Genomic DNA, 18,734 nt, shown 5'->3' on the forward strand with positions numbered 1-18,734 from the left:
GGTTTTCGTATATTTATTCTTTTTGTCCAAAATATTGATAATAGTTGGTTTGAATAAATCCATTAAATAGTTTTCTTTTCTTTGTTGCTTTTTTTCCATATGCTTGTTCAAATTTATCAAAAGCGGTAATTGTGTAAACACTCCAAGAAGGATGTTGGTTCATTACCTTACCAAGATCACGATACATTTGCTCTACTTCCTCTTTATCACTAAGTCGCTGTCCATACGGAGGGTTTGTAATAATGTATCCATTTGGTTTTTTAATGGTCATATCCTTTACTTGCATCTGCTTCCAAGTAATTAAATCGCCTAGTCCAGCTTCTAATGCATTAGCTTTAGCTGTTTCAATCATCCGATGGTCAATATCACTTCCAACAATATTTAAAGGTTGGTCGTATTTAGCAAAATCCTCTGCTTCTTGAAAGGCTTGATCCCAATGTTTTTGACGAATCCAATCCCAATCTTCAGCAGCAAACTCACGATTAAAGCCTGGAGCGATGTTCTGTCCAATTAAAGCAGCTTCTATTAATAACGTACCCGATCCACAAAACGGATCGATCAAAGGAAAGTCTGGCTTCCAATTTGTTAGTTGAACAAGTGCAGCAGCTAATGTTTCCTTTAATGGAGCTTCTCCTTGTCCTACTCGATAACCTCTTTTATGTAAACCAGTTCCTGAAGTATCTATTGTTAGTGTTACTTTGTCTTTTAGTATGGATACTTCCGTCTTAAATAAGGCCCCAGTCTCCGTTAATTTATTAATGAGACCATATTTTCGCTTTAGTCGCTCTACAATTGCTTTTTTTACTATTGCTTGACAATCAGAAACACTATATAGCTTTGATTTAACTGATTTTCCGGAAACAGGAACCTGTCCATCTTCTGCTATATAATTTTCCCAAGGTAATGCTTTTGTATTTTCAAATAGCTCATCAAAAGAATATGCTTCAAATTCACCTACAATTATTTTCACTCGATCAGCTGAACGGAGCCATAAATTACAACGAGGAATTGCTTGAATAGGAGCGTCAAAGAGTACTTTTCCATTCTCAACTTGCACATCATATCCTAAATTTCTTACTTCATCTGCAACAATAGATTCTAACCCCATTGCAGTTGTTGCTAATAATCTAACTTGTTTCATACGGGATAAGTCCTTTCCGTTAAAAAAGTAGTATAAGTGTAACATATTTTTAAATGAGGAACCAAGATAACCTATTTCACATAAAAAACCCTTGTATAAATTACTTTCATACAAGGGTGGTTTTCTCATATATACGTGACCATTAATTGCTCGATAAGCCATGTTCTGTACCATTGTACTGCAAACGGTGGTCAACCTTGTACGCCGGTCGTAATCATCTATCTACAGATCATTAATCTGTCCCTTATTCGGTTCTAATTCCCTACTAAAAGGATGCCCCTACCATTAATTTGGGTTGCTCACTCGTGGGGTTTACCGCGTTCCACCTAGAAAGTTTCCGATCTAGCTACGTCACTGTGGCACTTTCAAGAATGAATCCATATTATCTTTAAGATAACTTAGGATATCATATCTGCCGTTAGCATTAAAGCTACCTTGACTTATGACTTCGTCAAGCACGAACACTACGAGCATCGCAGCTCGTGTGAGCATGGACTTTCCTCTACATCCTAAAGGATGCAGCGATTACATGAGCAATTAATTGACTTTAAATATCTTATCACGGCTGTTTCATTAAATCAATATAATATTATTTCCAATTAAGATTCTTCCTGCTCCGTATAACGCTTGCCAAACACAGCTTTTTCCAAATTAGATAGACGCTTTAACACATCATAATTAACTTGAGAAGTTGGTGGTTGTTGAGATCTTGAACGTGATTGTTCTACAGCAGGTGTACTCTTTTTCAGTTTTTCGTTCTCTGCTTTTAAACGGTCAATCTCTTGTTTAAAATTATCATAGTCTTGGATGATAACATCTAAAAATTCGTCTACTTCTTCTTGTGAATATCCTCTAATACCAGTTTTGAAATCTTTTTCTAAAATATCTTTTCCACTTAATTGAATACGATTAACACTCATATAATCACCTCTTAAATCATTACAAACCATTTTTAATTCATAGCTTTCCTTGTCACTATATTTATTGAATATCTATTGAATTAGAACATTTACTTATTATTATAACACAAAAAAAGAAACTGATTGCCAGTCTCCTTCTTAAAATTAAAAATTCATAATAGGATAAATAGAGGAGTTCCCATTAATTATTCTCCAAATCATCTGGTTGGAAAGAAAAAGGTAATAATTCTTCTATTGTCAACGTCTTTACTTCTTTATTTAAATTCGTTAAATGAATCTTCATTGACGAAGTAAAGAATTCACTCATAACTTGTCGACAAGAACCACAAGGAGGAACAGGTCTTTTCGTATTGGCTGCTACTGCCATTTCTGCAAATTGCGTCTCTCCTTCAGAAATTGCTTTAAATATAGCTACTCTTTCTGCACAACATGTAACAGGATATGCTGCGTTTTCTATATTACAACCTGTATAAAGCTTGCCTGATTTAGTTAACAATGCTGCTCCTACCGGAAAAGTCGAATACGGTACATACGCACTATCCATCGCCTTTAGAGAAGCATCTAATAATTGATTCTTGTTCATCCATTTCATCCTTTATTAGTAGTGTTCGTTATTATAGTTTATTTTTAGAAAACTGTAAAGGTCTTACTGTTCTATATCTTCTAATAATAGGTCAAACACGTATAATATCGAACGATATAACTCCATATAACGTTTCTTTCTTGTATCCATATAGAAACTATGCATTAATAGTAGTTCCATATTCTCTCTAGTTGAAACTACTTGGTTGGGATGAACATTGGCTTTTCTTTCCTTTACTATGGAAAGAGCATCCTCTTCCCATTGAGCAATTAATTGGTAAACTGGAGCGGTTTCCTCCTTTACCATTTGGAAATAATCCCTATCCTTTCTGTCTTCTGGTGGTGCAGAAGTTAAAAATCTATATTTTAGTTTTTCCAGATCTTTTTTTAATTGTATAGTTATCTCTTTTACATCCATGATATATCCCCTTAGCTTGTTATCTATTCTTACTCTATCATGAATGAATAATAATCTCATCTCTTACCGTTGTTGCTATAGATGTTTTCAATAAATGCTTTCGTATGTTCGATCTGAGATAGCTCAGATTGAAATTGTAACCATACTTCCCTATCTACCTGGACTTTTAATTTGTGATGCATATACGATAATTGTGCTTGAAGTTCATTCATTTTTGCCTCGGTTTCTTGTTTACTGTACCCTCTATTGGACATGGAATTTATTTTCTTCATAGCATGCATTACCTCAACACCTCTCCTTTTATATTATTAATTCTTTATGACTGGCTCTACTCCCTTCCTTGTCGACAAAACTAGAAGTATTGATACAAAACTAGTGATTATACTCATCAAATGACCAAGATTAGACAAACTAATATAAAGGAGGTGTTTTTCATTGCGTAAATCTAAAAAAGAACAAAAAACCGACAAACATTTGAAAAAAGCTCCACAAACTGGTGATAAAAAGTTAGATGGACCTAATCGTCCATCTACTTGATTCCATTTCACGATTCATACAGTTGGTATAAATTCCGAATGTTGATCGATTTAATTTTCTACAAGCGCTCACTTTTATCTGAACGGCTCTAACTAACTAGGAGATGAGAAGTTTCCTAGTTAGTTTTTTAATTCCATATAGTTGGGATCGCTGTCCTTCAAAGCCACATATTCATTACATAAGCTTAAGATATACTTAAATCTTCTAAGGGATAAATGATTCACCCTGGGTTTATTTATCGTCCAAGTGTAAGCAGGGTACATTCCTTAAGCTTTATTAGATCTGTCATTTTAATCACCACTTTCTTTACATGCCATTTTCTTAAAAGTGAAGTCTCCCATATAGGTATAATAATTTCCGTTTAAAGTTAAACTGGTTTTCAATAGGAGAATATTGGGAAACAGTTAATCGATTTAGCCATTTTTTGTGTACACCCTTCTTTTTTGACCAGTCTCTTCGAATATTATCTTGATGCTGAACAATCGGATAAAGCTGCCTGTATGGTAAACTAATTTCATTTTTAGAATTTATTTTGCGGAATCTTTCATATTCGAATCGAGATCCAGTTGGCTCTACTGTTCGAATAAAATCTATAGTACGATTATAAATTTTGGGATCACTTAATATCGTCGCAATTTGTCTACCTGTTTTAATTCGCCGATTTAAGGAGGTAAAATGATGAATAAATACCCCATATGATGGTTGGTGTATCGCAGGAATCAAAACGGCATTCATCCATAATAAATTGATTATATGATAAGGTAGGCTATGAAATACTTCTTTTTCATATTTTGATTTTGTAATTAATGGGTGTTCGATAACGTTTTGTTCATTGATAATAAGAGCGAGCATTAGTCTTTCTTTATTATTTGTTTTCCAAAAATAATTCCACTCTTTTATCATAAATCTGGAAACTTGAAATTGTACTAATAGATGAAATAAAGGTTTTTGAAGTTCTTTTGATAATTCATATACTAACAATTGAGGATAAGCATCAGAGAATATTGTCCAATTTGCCCGTTCATAAGTTTGGAATAAATACTCTATTTCTTCTCTGCCTAGCATTTTCTTATAGGTGGATAACGTAAGATCTGTCATATTATATCCCGCATTTCGAGATACAACGGTTGCGATTAGCGTCCATACAATTTCTGGATGTTTCTCATAGTAGGCCTGATAAGCTTTTGTTCTAGAAATGTTGTCTATATTATGTGATGATGTTGAATTTGTTATATAATGGATGAGGAAAGATTGTTGTAGTTTACTCATCAATTACCACATACTTTCTAAAAGAGTTATGAATTATCTTTTGCTTCTTTTCTAAATATCATGCAAAAGGAGCGAGGAGGGATTTTATTGAATTATCCGAATGGTCAACAGAAGGTGACAACCAACCATGTTGTACAAAAACAGGATAATCGTATGTTTAGCAATAGAGGAATGTCCTTAGAGGATGACATTAATGCAACAAATGAATTTTATCTGGAAACAAATCAAGCAGTTATACACAAAAAACCAACCCCTGTTCAGATTGTTAATGTACATTATCCGAAAAGAAGCGCAGCAGTAATAACAGAAGCTTATTTCAAACAAGCCTCTACTACTGATTATAACGGCATTTATAAAGGTAAATATATTGACTTCGAGGCAAAGGAAACGAAGAATAAAACATCATTTCCATTAGCTAATATACATGAACATCAAATCAATCATATGCAAAAGGTTATTGATCAACAGGGTATTTGTTTTATGTTAATTCGATTTACAGCTCATGATGAGACATACTTATTGGATGCCAAAGCACTTTTAACATTTTGGAATCTTAAGCAAGATGGAGGGAAGAAATCGATTCCCTATGATATGATAAGAAACCAGAGTCAGCTTATTCCATTTCATTACCAGAAAAGAGTAGATTATTTAGCTGCTGTAGATAAGCTTTATTTTTAATTACGGAGGTAGAAACTAATGGCAGAGAATAAAGGCCAAAGTAGAACAGCAAGAAGACAACAACAGAAGAAATCAAAGAAATCAAGAAAATCGAATAAACCAACTTGGAAAAAGGTTTTAAAAATATTTTTAATCATTATGTTAGCAATGTTAGTCATTGGTATTGGAGTTGGTGCATATTGGATTGCTACTGCCCCAGACATTGACGAAGAAAAACTTACCGTTCCTTTCTCTTCTACATTATTAGATAAGAATGGGGAACAATTTGCAGAACTTAGTGCAGAAGAACGTAGAACGCAAGTGACATATGAGGATCTTCCAGATGTGCTAATCGATGCAGTAACAGCTACGGAAGACGCTAGGTTTTTTGATCATGCTGGTGTCGATCCACGAAGAGTTGGCGGAGCAATACTTGCAAACGTTACGGATGGATTTGGTTCCCAAGGTGCTAGTACAATCACACAACAGGTGGTTGAACGAGCATTCTTAACACCAGATAAGAAAGTAAGTATAAAAGTACAAGAAATGTGGTTAGCTCTTAAGTTAGAGCGCGAATATACAAAAGAAGAAATTATGGAAATGTATTTAAATAGTATTTTCTATGGCTCACAAGCTTATGGTGTTGCAAACGCTGCGGAAACCTATTTTGGTAAAACAGATCTTAATGATTTAACTTTACCTGAAGCCGCAATATTAGCAGGATTGCCGCAACGCCCTTCGGCTTATAATCCGTATGAAAACCCAGAACTCACAAAAGAACGAATGAATACCGTTCTTACACTAATGGTTCGCCACGGTAAAATTACAGAAGAAGAAGCTGAAGAAGCAAGACAAGTAGAAGTAACTTCTCTATTAAATGAATCAAAACCAGACCCTACTCCTTATGAGGCGTTTATACAACAAGTAAGAAAAGAAGTAGAAGCAAAAGTTGAAGATGCAAATATTGATACAGACGGATTGAAAATTCATACAACAATTGATCCAGATGCACAAGAGCATGTAGAGTCTCTCTTAGCAAATGATGGGAATTCGATTAATTATCCAGAAAATACACAAGGTGCTATCGTCGTACTCGATACACAATCTGGTGCGATAGAAGCAATTGGAGGTAGAGTAGATACTGGCGATGTTAGTGGCTTTAACTATGCAACTCAAGGAAAAATGCAAATTGGTTCTGTAGCTAAACCACTTCTAGCTTATGGTCCGGCAATTGAATACAATCAAATGTCTACTTACCACCAAATTAATGATGATGGACCGTTTGAAATAGATGGATCTTCTCCAATTCAAAACTATGGTCAATATCATGGTTGGGTATCTGCAAGGTATGCAGTACAAATGTCTCTAAATGTTCCGGCTGCTAAAACCATAGAATCTGTTGGATATGAAAATGCACAAAAATTTGCGGAGAATTTAGGTCAAACTTTTGATTATAATCTAGATGTAAGAGATGTAATTGGAGGTACACGAAACCATTCCAATCCAATGAAGATGGCTGGTGCATACCGCGCATTTGGTAATGAAGGAATTTACAATGAACCATACGCAGTAACAAAAGTAGAATTTCCAGATGGTCGAACTATTGATTTGACACCTGAAGCTGAACCGGTCATGGAAGATTCTACAGCATATATGGTTACGGATATGATGCGTTCTGTAGTAGAAGATGGTACCGGCTCATCAGTTCAAATCCCTGGCCTTGATATAGCTGGTAAAACAGGAACAACGACATTAGATGGCGCTGAAGGAAGTCCAGATGCTTGGTTTGTTGGTTATACTACAGACTACACGATTGCAGCTTGGACGGGAGGTCAACGTATAAATGAAAATGGAGGTGTTAGTCGAGTAGCTTTAACAGATACTAGCCTTTCTCGGGAAATGTTCCGACAAACAATGGCACATATCTCAGAGGGTAACGATACTGCCAGCTTTGAGAAGCCAGATTCCGTTGCAGAGGTAAAAGTAGAAAAAGGATCTAATCCACCTGCTTTAGCTAGTGATTATACACCTAGTGAACAGACGTTAACAGAACTATTTGTAAAAGGAACAGAACCAACAAGTGTATCAGAGAAGTTCGATCAGCTTGATGCAGTAAGTGGTTTGAATGCTACGTATAATGAAGATTCCAATTCAATTGATGTAAGTTGGGATTACGAGTCTGATGATGATATTAGTTTCGATGTTCGAGCTAGTGTCAATGGTGGCGATATGCAAGATCTTTCTTCTACTGAGGATACTTCGATGGAAATATCTGAAGTGGAAGCCGGAGCGGAATACGTTATAGAAGTAACAGCTTCCAATGGTAACTTAACAAGCGAACCGGCCACAACTTCCGTAACGGTTCCAGGTGAAGATGAAGAACAAGAAGAAATCGATGAACTCCCTTCTGTTAGCGGATTATCTGCTCAGTATGTAGGAGATGGAGTAATTGATGTAAGTTGGTCTTATGATGGACCATCAGCATCATTTGAAGTAAATGTTAATGGCCAGACACAAACAGTTCAATCTCAAGGATTAGAAGTAACGGGTGCGAGTCCTGGTGAATACACGATTGAAGTGACACCGATTAGTAACGATGATAGTGAAATTACCGGCCCTCCTCAATCTACCTCTACTACTGTTCCAGATGAATCTGGCGGTGATGGAGAAGATAGTGGAAATGACGAAGGCAATGGTAATGATGAAGGTAATAGTGATGAGGATAATAGTGGGGATGGAACTCCCGAGGATGAAAATGAAGATTCTGGTGATGGAAATCCCGAAGATGAAACCGGAGATTCTGGTGAAGAAAATTAAAATTAACTAAATATAAAAGACGCAGCACGTGCTGCGTCTTTTTATATTCTTACTTATGCTAGTTTCTTCATTCTTTTCTTTCCTTCTCTACATAATTCGAGAAGCGGGCATTCTGGACATTGCGGATTTCTTGCTTTGCAATGATATCTGCCAAAGAATATCATTCGGTGATGGGTTACACTCCATTCATCACGTGGTACTTTTTTCATTAAGGTATTTTCTACTTCTAGAACGCTATCCTTCCATTTGCATATACCAAGACGTTTGGATACACGTTCTACATGTGTGTCTACTGCTATAGAAGGCTCATTAAATGCAATCGATGCTACGACATTTGCTGTTTTTCTGCCAACACCTGCTAATTTAACTAATTCCTCTTTTGACGAAGGAATTTCCCCATTATATTCATCTAATAACATTTGACAAAGTTTTTGTATATTTTTTGCTTTAGAACGATATAGCCCTATAGAACGAATATCATTTTCTAACTCACTTAATTCGACAGAAAGATAATCTTCAGGTGTCTTATATTTTTGGAAAAGATCTGCAGTTACTTTATTGACTAACTTATCTGTGCATTGGGCAGACAATAGAACAGCAATAACCAGTTCAAAAGCATTAGAGTGTTCCAATTCGCCTTTAGCATCAGGGTACATCTCCGCCATAATATCTAGACATTGTCGTATTTGTTTTTGGTTAAGCACATTTTATTCCCCCTCTAGCCAATTATAGTAGAACGAGGTGTCTCTCTTTTGACTCGTTTTTGGCGATTGTTGATTTTGATGGAATGGTTGACTTGCTTTTCGTGCATCCTGAACAGAATGAATCCCTTTCCTCTTCCACTCTCTTAAGATCCTGTCGATATATTTAAAGTTTAGCTTACCCATTAGTACGGATTCTCTTAATCCAGCTTTTATTAGAGCTGGTTCTATTTCATCCTCATCTATCCAAGTATTAATGGTTTCTATTTCGAAAGGAGATAGTGGTCTACCGAATTCTTGTTCAAATAGAATAAAGATCGTACCAATTGGATCTTCATTTTCATTCTTTTCTTGCTTCTGACTGTATAACTTTTCCCATAAGGGTTCTAGAGAATAAGCTTCACTATAAGGTTCAATTTCTTCATTTTTTTCTATAGTTAATAAGCCTTGTTGAAGTAATTTACGTAAAATTTGGGCACACTGTTTTTCATCAAAACTAACGAAATGTGCCAATTCTGATGGGGTTGGAAAATCATTATTTTTTTCTGAGAATCGTAGTAATTGTAAAATCAACATTACTTCTGCTTCATGTAAACCTAACAGATGATAGTCGGTAAGAAGTTTCGCAGGAATACTAAGTTGATCTTTTACAATCTCATGTAAATGTAAATTTCTCTTTTTCATTGATAAGCACCTCAATAACAGTATAGCATGTACATGTAGTATAGAAAGAAAAATCCCTCGCGTAAAATGCAAGGGATTGATTCCTTCATATTATGGATATAGACGATTTAGCAGACGTGGGAATGGGATTGTCTCACGAACATGCTCCACTCCAGATAACCAAGCTACTGTACGCTCTAATCCTAATCCAAATCCAGAGTGTGGTACACTTCCATACTTACGTAGTTCTAAATACCACTGATAAGCTGGTCCGGTTAATCCATGTTCTTCGTAACGCTGTTCCATAAGTTCTAAATCATCAATTCGTTGGGAACCACCTATAATTTCACCATAACCTTCTGGAGCAATTAGATCAGCACATAAAACAACATCAGATCGATCAGGATGTGGTTTCATATAAAAAGCTTTTATATCTTTCGGGTAATTCGTTATAAAGACTGGCATATCATAGCTTTCCGCGATTGCAGTTTCATGTGGTGCGCCAAAATCTTCTCCCCATTCAATATCATCAAAGCCTTTTTCTTTTAACATATCAATTGCTTCATCATATGAAATTCTCGGAAATGGAGCTTTTATCTTCTCTAATTTAGATAGATCTCTGTCAAGAACAGATAGCTCTAATTTACAATTTGTTAATACAGATTGTACGATATGGCTAACGTAGTTTTCTTGAATTTGTAAGCTTTCTTCGTGTTCAACAAATGCCATCTCTGGTTCAATCATCCAAAATTCGATAAGATGTCTTCTTGTTTTTGATTTTTCCGCTCGGAAAGTTGGACCGAATGAAAATACTTTTCCTAATGCCATTGCTGCTGCTTCCATGTAAAGTTGTCCACTTTGTGAAAGATATGCTTCTTCATCAAAATACTTTGTATGGAATAGCTCTGTAGTTCCTTCTGCAGAAGATCCAGTAAGTATCGGTGGATCTACTTTTACAAATCCCTCTTTATTAAAATACTCATACGTAGAACGGATAATTTCATTTCTGATTTTCATTACTGCATGTTGTTTTTTGGAACGTAACCACAGATGACGATGATCCATTAAAAATTCTGTTCCATGTTCTTTAGGCGTAATTGGATAGTCATTAGCTTCATGAATCACTTCAACATTGCTAACTTGCATTTCGTATCCAAAATCAGATCGTGTATCTTCAACAATTTTGCCAGTTACGTATAGAGATGATTCTTGTGTAATGTTTTTTGATGTTGAAAAAACATCTTCACTTACATCACTTTTGACTACTATCCCTTGCATAAATCCTGTTCCATCACGTAATTGTAAAAAAGCTATTTTACCGCTAGAGCGTTTGTTAGATAACCATGCACCAATGGTTACTTCTTGTTCTATATATTGTGGTGCCTGTGCGATTGTAATTTTCATGGTTTAGTCCTCCATTATTTATGATTTAGAACAAATCGATGAATTCGATTAGCTGCTTCTGTTAGTTCCTCAATTGACAGTGCATAGGATAAACGTACATTATCTGGTGACCCAAATCCAGACCCTGGTACTAATGCAACTTTTTCTTCTTCTAAAAGTGCAGCTACCCATTCATCAACCGTTGCAAAACCATTCATTTCAGCTGCTTTTTTTGCATTAGGAAATAGATAAAATGCGCCTTCTGGTTTAATGCATTCCATTCCTGGGATATCTTGTATCAATTTATAAAAGGCATCTAATCGTTCAGCAAATATTTTCTTATATTCTAATGATATATCACCAGGATCTTTCGTATAAGCTGCTAGTGCTCCATATTGTGCAATTGATGTAGGGTTTGAAGTTGAATGAGAAGCAAGATTGGTCATCGCTTTAATAATTGTCTCATTACCTGCAGCATAACCAATTCTCCAACCAGTCATTGCATGTGATTTAGAGACACCGTTTATTATAATTGTTTGGTTATATAATTCATCAGATATGGAAGCTATAGATACATGTTCTTTTGATGTATAGATTAATTTTTCATAAATTTCGTCAGAAACAATGATGATATTATGTTTAAGGCATACTTCACCGAGCGCTGCTAATTCTTCTTTTGAATACATTAAGCCAGTTGGATTAGAAGGTGAATTAATAATTACTGCTTTTGTTTTTGGAGTAATAGCCTCTTCTAATTGTGTTGGAGTTATTTTAAAATCATTAGTCTCGGCAGCTGGTAATATTATTGGGTTTCCTTCAGCAAGTTTTACTTGTTCAGGATAACTAACCCAATATGGTGATGGGATGATTACTTCGTCTTCCTTATTTAATATTACTTGGAAAAGTGTATATAAAGCATGTTTTGCCCCGTTTGTCACAATAATTTGTTTTTCATTATAGGAAAGACCGTTGTCTTGTTTAAATTTATCAATAATTGCTAGTTTTAACTCGGCAATTCCACCTGCAGGAGTATACTTTGTTAGGCCGTTGTTCATTGCTTGCTTAGCGCCATCCATAATATATTCTGGTGTATTAAAGTCTGGCTCACCTGCTCCTAATCCAATGACATCAAACCCTTGTTTTTTTAAATCTTTTGCCTTAGCAGTTATCGCTAATGTAGATGATGGTGTTAATGTTTGAACTCTTTGTGCTAATTCCATGTTTTTTTCTCCTCTCACTAATAAAACATCTTCGAATATTTATATTGTTCTTGTAAAGATCCATCTGTAATGGAATGATAATTCATCACATAGTTATTATCATTATCATGATATGTGATTTCCCAATAAGCTTCTCCCTCCACTAATGCAGGAGTTACACTTACTAACTCACAAGAATCACATGAAGACTGCCAGCTCTCGATTAATGTATCTTTTGATAGCATATCTTCCTTAGCAAAAACGGTTAATTGTCGTTGTTCCCCTTCTAGCGGATAAAAAATCAGTTTATCTTCCCCTGCTTCATTTGTTGCTTCTAGGACATGATAACTGTACGTTCCATGAAAAGATTCAATGGAATGGATATCTACATAAGAAGTTTGTTCTAATAATTGTGTTTTTGTTGTGTTCATTTCTGATGTTCTACTGTCATTAATGACTTGATATAAGTATATACTATAGGCAAGCAATGAAATTAGGATAATACCTATACCAACAAGTAAAAATAGTAACCCTTTGCGTTTCGTATTCGTCATAAATTTTCATCCGATCCCATTCTAATTGAATTATGATTTTAAAATATACAAAGAGTATATTTCTTTTTTTTACTATACATAGCAAAAAATCATCTGTAAATAATAATAACACGTCAAAATGGTGATTGCTGATTTGATGTAAAAATTTTACCGACCAATTCGATTGTTCTTCAATGTAATGATGCCTTGTTATAAGGCATCATTTTTTTTATACCATTGCTCCGCTTTATCGATTAGTTTATGTGTAGAATCATAATGGATTGGAACTTTGGGAATTGATTCTGTGAAATATTTTCCATATCTTGCATTAACAATTCGAGCATCACATACAAAGACAATCCCTCTATCGTTTGAGGAACGTATTAATCTGCCAAATCCCTGTTTAAATTTAATAACTGCATTAGGCAATGAAAGTTCCATAAACGGATTTTGTTTCTGCTTCTTCAGCATAGCAGATTTCGCTTCAATAACGGGATGATTCGGTGGTTGAAAAGGTAATCTAACAATTACTAAAGATGATAGATCATCGCCTGGTATATCTACACCTTCCCAAAATGAACTTGTCCCTAAAAGTATCGCTTGGTCAAATGATTGGAAATTCTTCTTCAATCTTGCTCTACTACCACTTGTGATTCCCTGTCCAATAAGCATATATTTGTCTTTTTCCATCGCTTCTTTTAATACATAGTAAGCTTTTCTTAACATATCATACGAAGTAAACAATACAAGCATTCTTCCAGATGTTATTTCAGCCAAGGAAATTATTGCTTCTGCAACTGCATATACGAAATCATCTATATTTCCGTACTTGATGTCCGGAAAATCATTGGGAATAAACATTTGAACTTGTTGATCATATGCGAATGGCGATTCAATTTGTTCTGTAATACATGAATGTGAAGATAAGCCTAACCGCTTCTGCATAAAGGAAAATGAATGATTCATCGTTAATGTAGCACTTGTCATTACAACACTTTCTTTTTCATGGAAAAATTCATTTTCTAATAGCTCTGCTACATCTGCTGGTTCACTATATAAAAATACAGAGTGATTCTGACCTTTTTTATCTATTTCTATCCATTTAATTTGTTCTACTTCCCCACCAGAATAAAACATCAGCTCTAATCCATCTATATACCGTTGTAACAACTCGACCATTTGTAATAATTCTTCTCGATGATTTTTTTCAGAGTTATCTTCTTGGTTAATTCTTTGTTCAACCATAAAAAGAATGTGGATAAGATCTCGAAAGTATAAACTAAGTCGAGAAGACATATCTAATATTACTTGCCACGAATCACCAGTTTCCTTCTCCGTATCCATCCGGTACTGTATCCTACCTACATCGCTTAAAGCTTGGTTACTCAAATGCTGTTTGGATACATAATAATATATTGCTTGAAAAAGATCTTCAATCTCTTGCTTTGCACTCTTTAACGTATCATTCCATTCGTATAGAGGTATATCACTATTAGATAATTGATAAGCTTGTACAAAATTACCAAATAGTTTATCTTCCTCTGAAGAACCCAATTGATTACATGTAAATTGCATACTCATATAGTCCATTTTTAAACCATAATGATGTGCTGCTTGTTCTTCAAAATGATGTGCTTCGTCGATAATTACCCGTTGATAGGAAGGGAGAAATGCATAATCATTAAACATATCCGTACATAGTAACGCATGGTTTGTAATTATTATATTTGCCCGTTGTGCTTTTTTTCTCGCTTGCTGATAATACGAATATTGGAACCAAGGTGATTGAGGGTTGACTGCCTTTTCCGTATCGGCGGATATCTTTCTGAAAAATATATATCCACTGGTCGGTAATTGTACCTCTTCGACATCACCGGTATTTGTCTCCGTTATCCATATTAACAACATTGCTTTTGTAAGTGCTATATCATAATTATCTTGACCTTGCTCATAAAGTTCAATAGAGAATTTTTCCAAACTAATGTAATGATTTTTTCCTTTTAACAATGCTGCTTGAAATGGAATATCGCTTATCGCATGTATAAGTGGAATCTCCTCTTCTAACAGCTGAGATTGTAGCTGTGTGGTATGTGTGCTAATAATCACCTTTTGATTTTGCTTTACGGCATAGTATACAGCTGGGAGAAGGTAAGCTAGTGATTTTCCAGTACCAGTACCAGCTTCTATTAGTGCATGATTACTAGAGGTAAAGGCATCATAAATGGTTTCTGACATTTCTTGTTGGCCTGCCCGTTTTTCATACATGGAAAGGTGTTCGGATAGTTTTCCACCGTCTTCATAAATTGTATCTAAGTAATTACCAAAGGATGTATCTACATTATGTACTTGTTTCGCTTCTACATCATTCATATGAAATGCTAAACCTTGAAAGGTATGTATAGCGGAATCCTGATCGATAGAAAAAGCTAATTCATCCAACCTATTCAATAATATTTCTTTGATATCAGAAATGAAAGCACCTTCTAGTTTAAGCCACTGTTCTATGGTTTCATATGGTAATTGATTTATTTTATCCATCAATTTTTGAAATAACTTCGCTGTTACATATGCATCAGATAAAGCTCTATGTGGATCATCATGTTGTAAATTAAAATGATCTGATAATTGACTTAATTTATACCCAGGAGCTGTCGGGAATAAAATCCTTGATAATTCCACAGTATCCAAAACTTGATTATGCAATCGATCTATTCCATTCTCTTTCAGCTCAGCATTTAGAAACCCTAAATCAAAATTAACGTTATGTGCAATGATATAACTATCTTCCAATATAGATTTTATGGACAAAGCTTTTTCTGTAAATAGAGGAGCATCCGCAACATCGTCATCAGAAATTCCTGTTAAATTAGTAATAAAAGGTGGAATTGGTTGACCTGGATTAAAGAAGGTCGTTTTTGTATCAATAATTTCATCACCCTCAATAATTACCATGCCAATTTCAATAATTTTGTCATTTTTTGATGGTGCATGTCCAGTTGTTTCTAGATCAATGACGACAAATCGATTCATATACTGCTCACCTCCCTTTCTACCAAAAATTAAAATGGGAAAACGGATAATAGCTCTTTACAAAACCGTCATCGGAGGTTCTTGTTCTATCATTTGTTTAACACGGTTGGATTCGTCCATAATTGCTACCTTCGGATGAAAACTCTGAAGTTCTTCTTGTGATAAAAGCGCATATGCAATGATAATTACAGTATCTCCTGGTTGTACAAGTCTTGCAGCTGCTCCATTTAAACAGATTGTTCCACTATTTCTTTCTCCGGCGATAACATAGGTCTCTAATCGAGCTCCATTATTATTATTCACAATTTGGACCTTTTCATTAGGTAAGATATCAACTTGATTTAGGATAGCTTCATCTATAGTAATACTGCCTACGTAATTTAAATTTGCCTCTGTTACTACTGCCCGATGAATTTTACTTTTCATCATCGTACGATACATGATTTCATCTCCTGTTCTGAAACAATCAATGTCTTTTCTTTTAACATCCAATCTTTGGACGAAAGATCATCTATATTGGCTTTCACTTAAAACAGTAATAAATAAAACGGATAAATTGTAAGAGTTAAGACTTCTTTTCGAGTACATTTTCCTCTTTTACAATGATAGCAGGATTATTAACACCGTCAACTATGATTTATGTTACTTTTACGATACTTCAACTTCCACAACTGCCAAGCCAAGTTAAGTAGATTAAGTTGAAACAAACGTACTATTTCGGTCGAGAAAACCATTTGATGTCAGCAGAATATATTTTTACAGGGCTTCCATCTGAAGACTCCGCTAATAAAGCACCTTCATCTGAAATTCCAAGAAATTTGCCTACCCATTGTTCATGAAATGTAGTAATTTCGATTTCAGATCCAATCTTAAAAGCATTTGCTTCCCATTGTTGTTTAATAGGTTGAAATCCATGTTCCATATAATTATTATACGTACGTTCAAATTGCAGTAAAATTTGCTGTAAAAGAGTATGTTTTTCAAACGTATGTCCCGTCTCTTGATATAAGGACGTAGCAATATTTTGTAGTTGTTTATCCCATAGTTGATTCGATTGATTTACATTTAATCCAGTTCCAATAAGAATATATTGTACCTGGTCTTGTTCCGCTTGCATTTCTGTTAATATTCCACATAACTTTTTCTCTTTAATTAAAATATCGTTTGGCCATTTTATTAATGGATCAATATTTGTTATTTTTTTTATAGCTTTTGTAATAGCAACAGCAGTAAGTAACGTTAGCTCCGATGCACGATTTGGTGGAATATTTGGACGCAGAATTATTGTCATCCATATTCCATCACCATTAGAGTCCCAATTTTTTTGAACCCTACCTCTTCCGGCAGTTTGTTCATCCGCTATTATAATTGTTCCATGTGCCGCTCCGTTCTGTGCTGCTTCGTGACCGACAAGTTGTGTGGAACCAACAGATGTTTTATGAATGATTTCATTACCCAACCATTCCGTTTCTAGGCCCCATCGTATCGTATTTGTACTAATTTTATTAGGTGATTTAATAATGCGATATCCTTTTCTCGGTTTAGCTTCAATTACATAACCATCTTTTTCTAATTCTTTCATGTGTTTCCACACAGCGTTTCGTGAAATACTTAGTAGTTCAGAAAGGCGTTGTCCGGATGCATAATCTTCATGATTACTAGATAATATTTCTATTAATTTGGATCTGGTTGATTGCATAACACCCATTCCTTTATTATTTTTTTCTCATTAGGTAATTGCTTCGATACTACTAAATATTCAACTTCTTCCAATAAGATTTTTATCCACTTTCCTTTTGGACGATGTGGAAACCAATTCATCAAATCATTTCCGTCAAGATGTAATTGTGATCTTTTATCGATTGGAAGTGTTGCAGTTATTTCTTCTAATTGCTTTCGTTCAATAGTAGTACGATCTATCACGTAGATAAGACGTATAAAGCCATCCCATAGTTTTGTTGGCAGAATATAGAGAAGCCAATTATTTATACCATGAGACTGATAATAATGATAAGCGTTAATAAGTTGGATGGTATCGTTTTTAACATGGTTAGAGCATTTATAATTTTTAATCCAATCGTGAATTTTAATCGTTGGATCTAAAAGATGAAACACTGCAATCACTTCTGAGAATGAATGAAGTGGAGTGATATTTTCTTTCATAGCTTTAAAAATATCACTTTTCCCTGATTGAAATATCGGAAGCTGCTCATCAAGTTGTAAATCAATAATATATTGAATTGCCTTAGAAACATGTTGTCCTTGAAATAGCTTTGTAAGCTCAATGGTTATTCTCTCTACTGCAAGATGTTGAATCTGTTTTCGAATTACAAACATCGCTTCTAAAGTATCTTCTTGTATTGTACAGCCCAGCTGACTCGAAAAACGAACTGCACGAAGAATTCGTAATGCATCTTCTGTAAAACGTTCTTCTGCATTTCCGACAGTACGAATTAATTTCTTTTTCAAGTCGTCTTGACCATGGAATAAATCTGTTATCTGTCCACTTGTATCCATCGCCAATGCATTAATCGTAAAATCACGCCGTCGTAAATCTTCCGCTAAATTTGTAACAAAACGAACATCATTTGGTCGACGATGATCTGTATATTCACCATCTTGTCTATAAGTTGTGACTTCATACGATTCTCCCCCATGTCGAACAATAACGGTTCCATGTTCAATACCCACAGGTATCACCTTTTTAAAAAGGTGCATAACTTCATTAGGAGTAGCAGAAGTGGCAATATCAATATCATGAATATCTTTTTGTAAAAGAAGATCTCGAACACATCCACCTACAAAATACCCTTCATAGCCATTTGAAATTAAAGTCGTTAGTATTGGTGAAGCTTTTAAAAAAGGTTCAGATATCACATTCCCA

General features: G+C 34.9%; 17 protein-coding genes and 1 other RNA gene. 2 read left to right on the forward strand and 16 right to left on the reverse strand.

All coding sequences use genetic code 11. The annotated features are described in order from the left end of the window. Positions 1-13 precede the first annotated feature (13 nt). The 7 genes from OB_RS09010 to OB_RS09035 form a co-directional block, all read right to left on the reverse strand. Positions 14-1,141, reverse strand: a complete 1,128-nt coding sequence (locus OB_RS09010) for a THUMP domain-containing class I SAM-dependent RNA methyltransferase (RefSeq protein WP_011066148.1) — start codon at positions 1,139-1,141, stop codon at positions 14-16. A 149-nt stretch (positions 1,142-1,290) separates the two neighbouring features. After that, positions 1,291-1,678, reverse strand: an RNA gene (rnpB, locus tag OB_RS17945) — RNase P RNA component class B. 62 nt (positions 1,679-1,740) lie between these two features. Then, positions 1,741-2,061 (reverse strand): cell division regulator GpsB, encoded by a 321-nt coding sequence (gene gpsB / locus OB_RS09015; protein WP_011066149.1) that lies wholly within the window; start codon positions 2,059-2,061, stop codon positions 1,741-1,743. A 181-nt stretch (positions 2,062-2,242) separates the two neighbouring features. Continuing rightward, the gene (locus OB_RS09020) at positions 2,243-2,644 is read right to left on the reverse strand and encodes a cytidine deaminase (RefSeq protein ID WP_011066150.1); all 402 of its coding nucleotides are present in this window, start codon (positions 2,642-2,644) and stop codon (positions 2,243-2,245) included. 63 nt (positions 2,645-2,707) lie between these two features. Continuing rightward, positions 2,708-3,061, reverse strand: coding sequence for a YppE family protein (locus OB_RS09025; protein ID WP_011066151.1), 354 nt, complete (start codon positions 3,059-3,061; stop codon positions 2,708-2,710). A 56-nt stretch (positions 3,062-3,117) separates the two neighbouring features. Further along, complete coding sequence (locus OB_RS09030) at positions 3,118-3,342, reverse strand: hypothetical protein (protein WP_011066152.1); 225 nt, start codon at positions 3,340-3,342, stop codon at positions 3,118-3,120. A 577-nt stretch (positions 3,343-3,919) separates the two neighbouring features. Beyond that, entirely contained in the window at positions 3,920-4,867 is a 948-nt protein-coding gene (locus OB_RS09035) for a DUF2515 domain-containing protein (RefSeq protein ID WP_011066153.1), read from the reverse strand. 87 nt (positions 4,868-4,954) lie between these two features. Between OB_RS09035 and recU the strand changes: the two genes are divergently transcribed. Beyond that, entirely contained in the window at positions 4,955-5,545 is a 591-nt protein-coding gene (recU, locus tag OB_RS09040) for a Holliday junction resolvase RecU (protein WP_011066154.1), read from the forward strand. 18 nt (positions 5,546-5,563) lie between these two features. Next, positions 5,564-8,341, forward strand: a complete 2,778-nt coding sequence (locus OB_RS09045) for a PBP1A family penicillin-binding protein (RefSeq protein WP_011066155.1) — start codon at positions 5,564-5,566, stop codon at positions 8,339-8,341. Positions 8,342-8,394: 53 nt separating this feature from the next. Here OB_RS09045 and nth read toward each other — a convergent pair whose 3' ends face one another. From nth to OB_RS09090, 9 genes are all read right to left on the reverse strand, one after another. Then, positions 8,395-9,045 (reverse strand): endonuclease III, encoded by a 651-nt coding sequence (gene nth / locus OB_RS09050; protein WP_011066156.1) that lies wholly within the window; start codon positions 9,043-9,045, stop codon positions 8,395-8,397. Between the two features lie 3 nt (positions 9,046-9,048). Next, positions 9,049-9,726: a DnaD domain-containing protein gene (locus tag OB_RS09055; protein ID WP_011066157.1), complete on the reverse strand. Its 678-nt coding sequence runs from the start codon at positions 9,724-9,726 to the stop codon at positions 9,049-9,051. Between the two features lie 90 nt (positions 9,727-9,816). Then, entirely contained in the window at positions 9,817-11,109 is a 1,293-nt protein-coding gene (asnS, locus tag OB_RS09060; protein WP_011066158.1) for an asparagine--tRNA ligase, read from the reverse strand. Positions 11,110-11,123: 14 nt separating this feature from the next. Next, a complete protein-coding gene (locus OB_RS09065; protein WP_011066159.1) occupies positions 11,124-12,308 on the reverse strand; it encodes a pyridoxal phosphate-dependent aminotransferase in 1,185 nt (394 codons plus the stop codon). A 17-nt stretch (positions 12,309-12,325) separates the two neighbouring features. Next, the gene (locus tag OB_RS09070; RefSeq protein WP_011066160.1) at positions 12,326-12,841 is read right to left on the reverse strand and encodes a hypothetical protein; all 516 of its coding nucleotides are present in this window, start codon (positions 12,839-12,841) and stop codon (positions 12,326-12,328) included. Positions 12,842-13,030: 189 nt separating this feature from the next. After that, on the reverse strand, positions 13,031-15,850 hold the full coding sequence (dinG, locus tag OB_RS09075) for an ATP-dependent DNA helicase DinG (RefSeq protein ID WP_011066161.1): 2,820 nt from the start codon (positions 15,848-15,850) through the stop codon (positions 13,031-13,033). 57 nt (positions 15,851-15,907) lie between these two features. Next, entirely contained in the window at positions 15,908-16,291 is a 384-nt protein-coding gene (gene panD / locus OB_RS09080) for an aspartate 1-decarboxylase (RefSeq protein WP_011066162.1), read from the reverse strand. 271 nt (positions 16,292-16,562) lie between these two features. Next, positions 16,563-17,549, reverse strand: a complete 987-nt coding sequence (locus OB_RS09085) for a biotin--[acetyl-CoA-carboxylase] ligase (RefSeq protein WP_011066163.1) — start codon at positions 17,547-17,549, stop codon at positions 16,563-16,565. Then, positions 17,525-18,727: a CCA tRNA nucleotidyltransferase gene (locus tag OB_RS09090; protein ID WP_011066164.1), complete on the reverse strand. Its 1,203-nt coding sequence runs from the start codon at positions 18,725-18,727 to the stop codon at positions 17,525-17,527. Before OB_RS09090 ends, OB_RS09085 begins: the two co-directional genes overlap by 25 nt. Between the last annotated feature and the right edge of the window lie 7 nt (positions 18,728-18,734).

This window comes from Oceanobacillus iheyensis HTE831 (genome assembly GCF_000011245.1).
Lineage (GTDB): Bacteria > Bacillota > Bacilli > Bacillales > Amphibacillaceae > Oceanobacillus > Oceanobacillus iheyensis.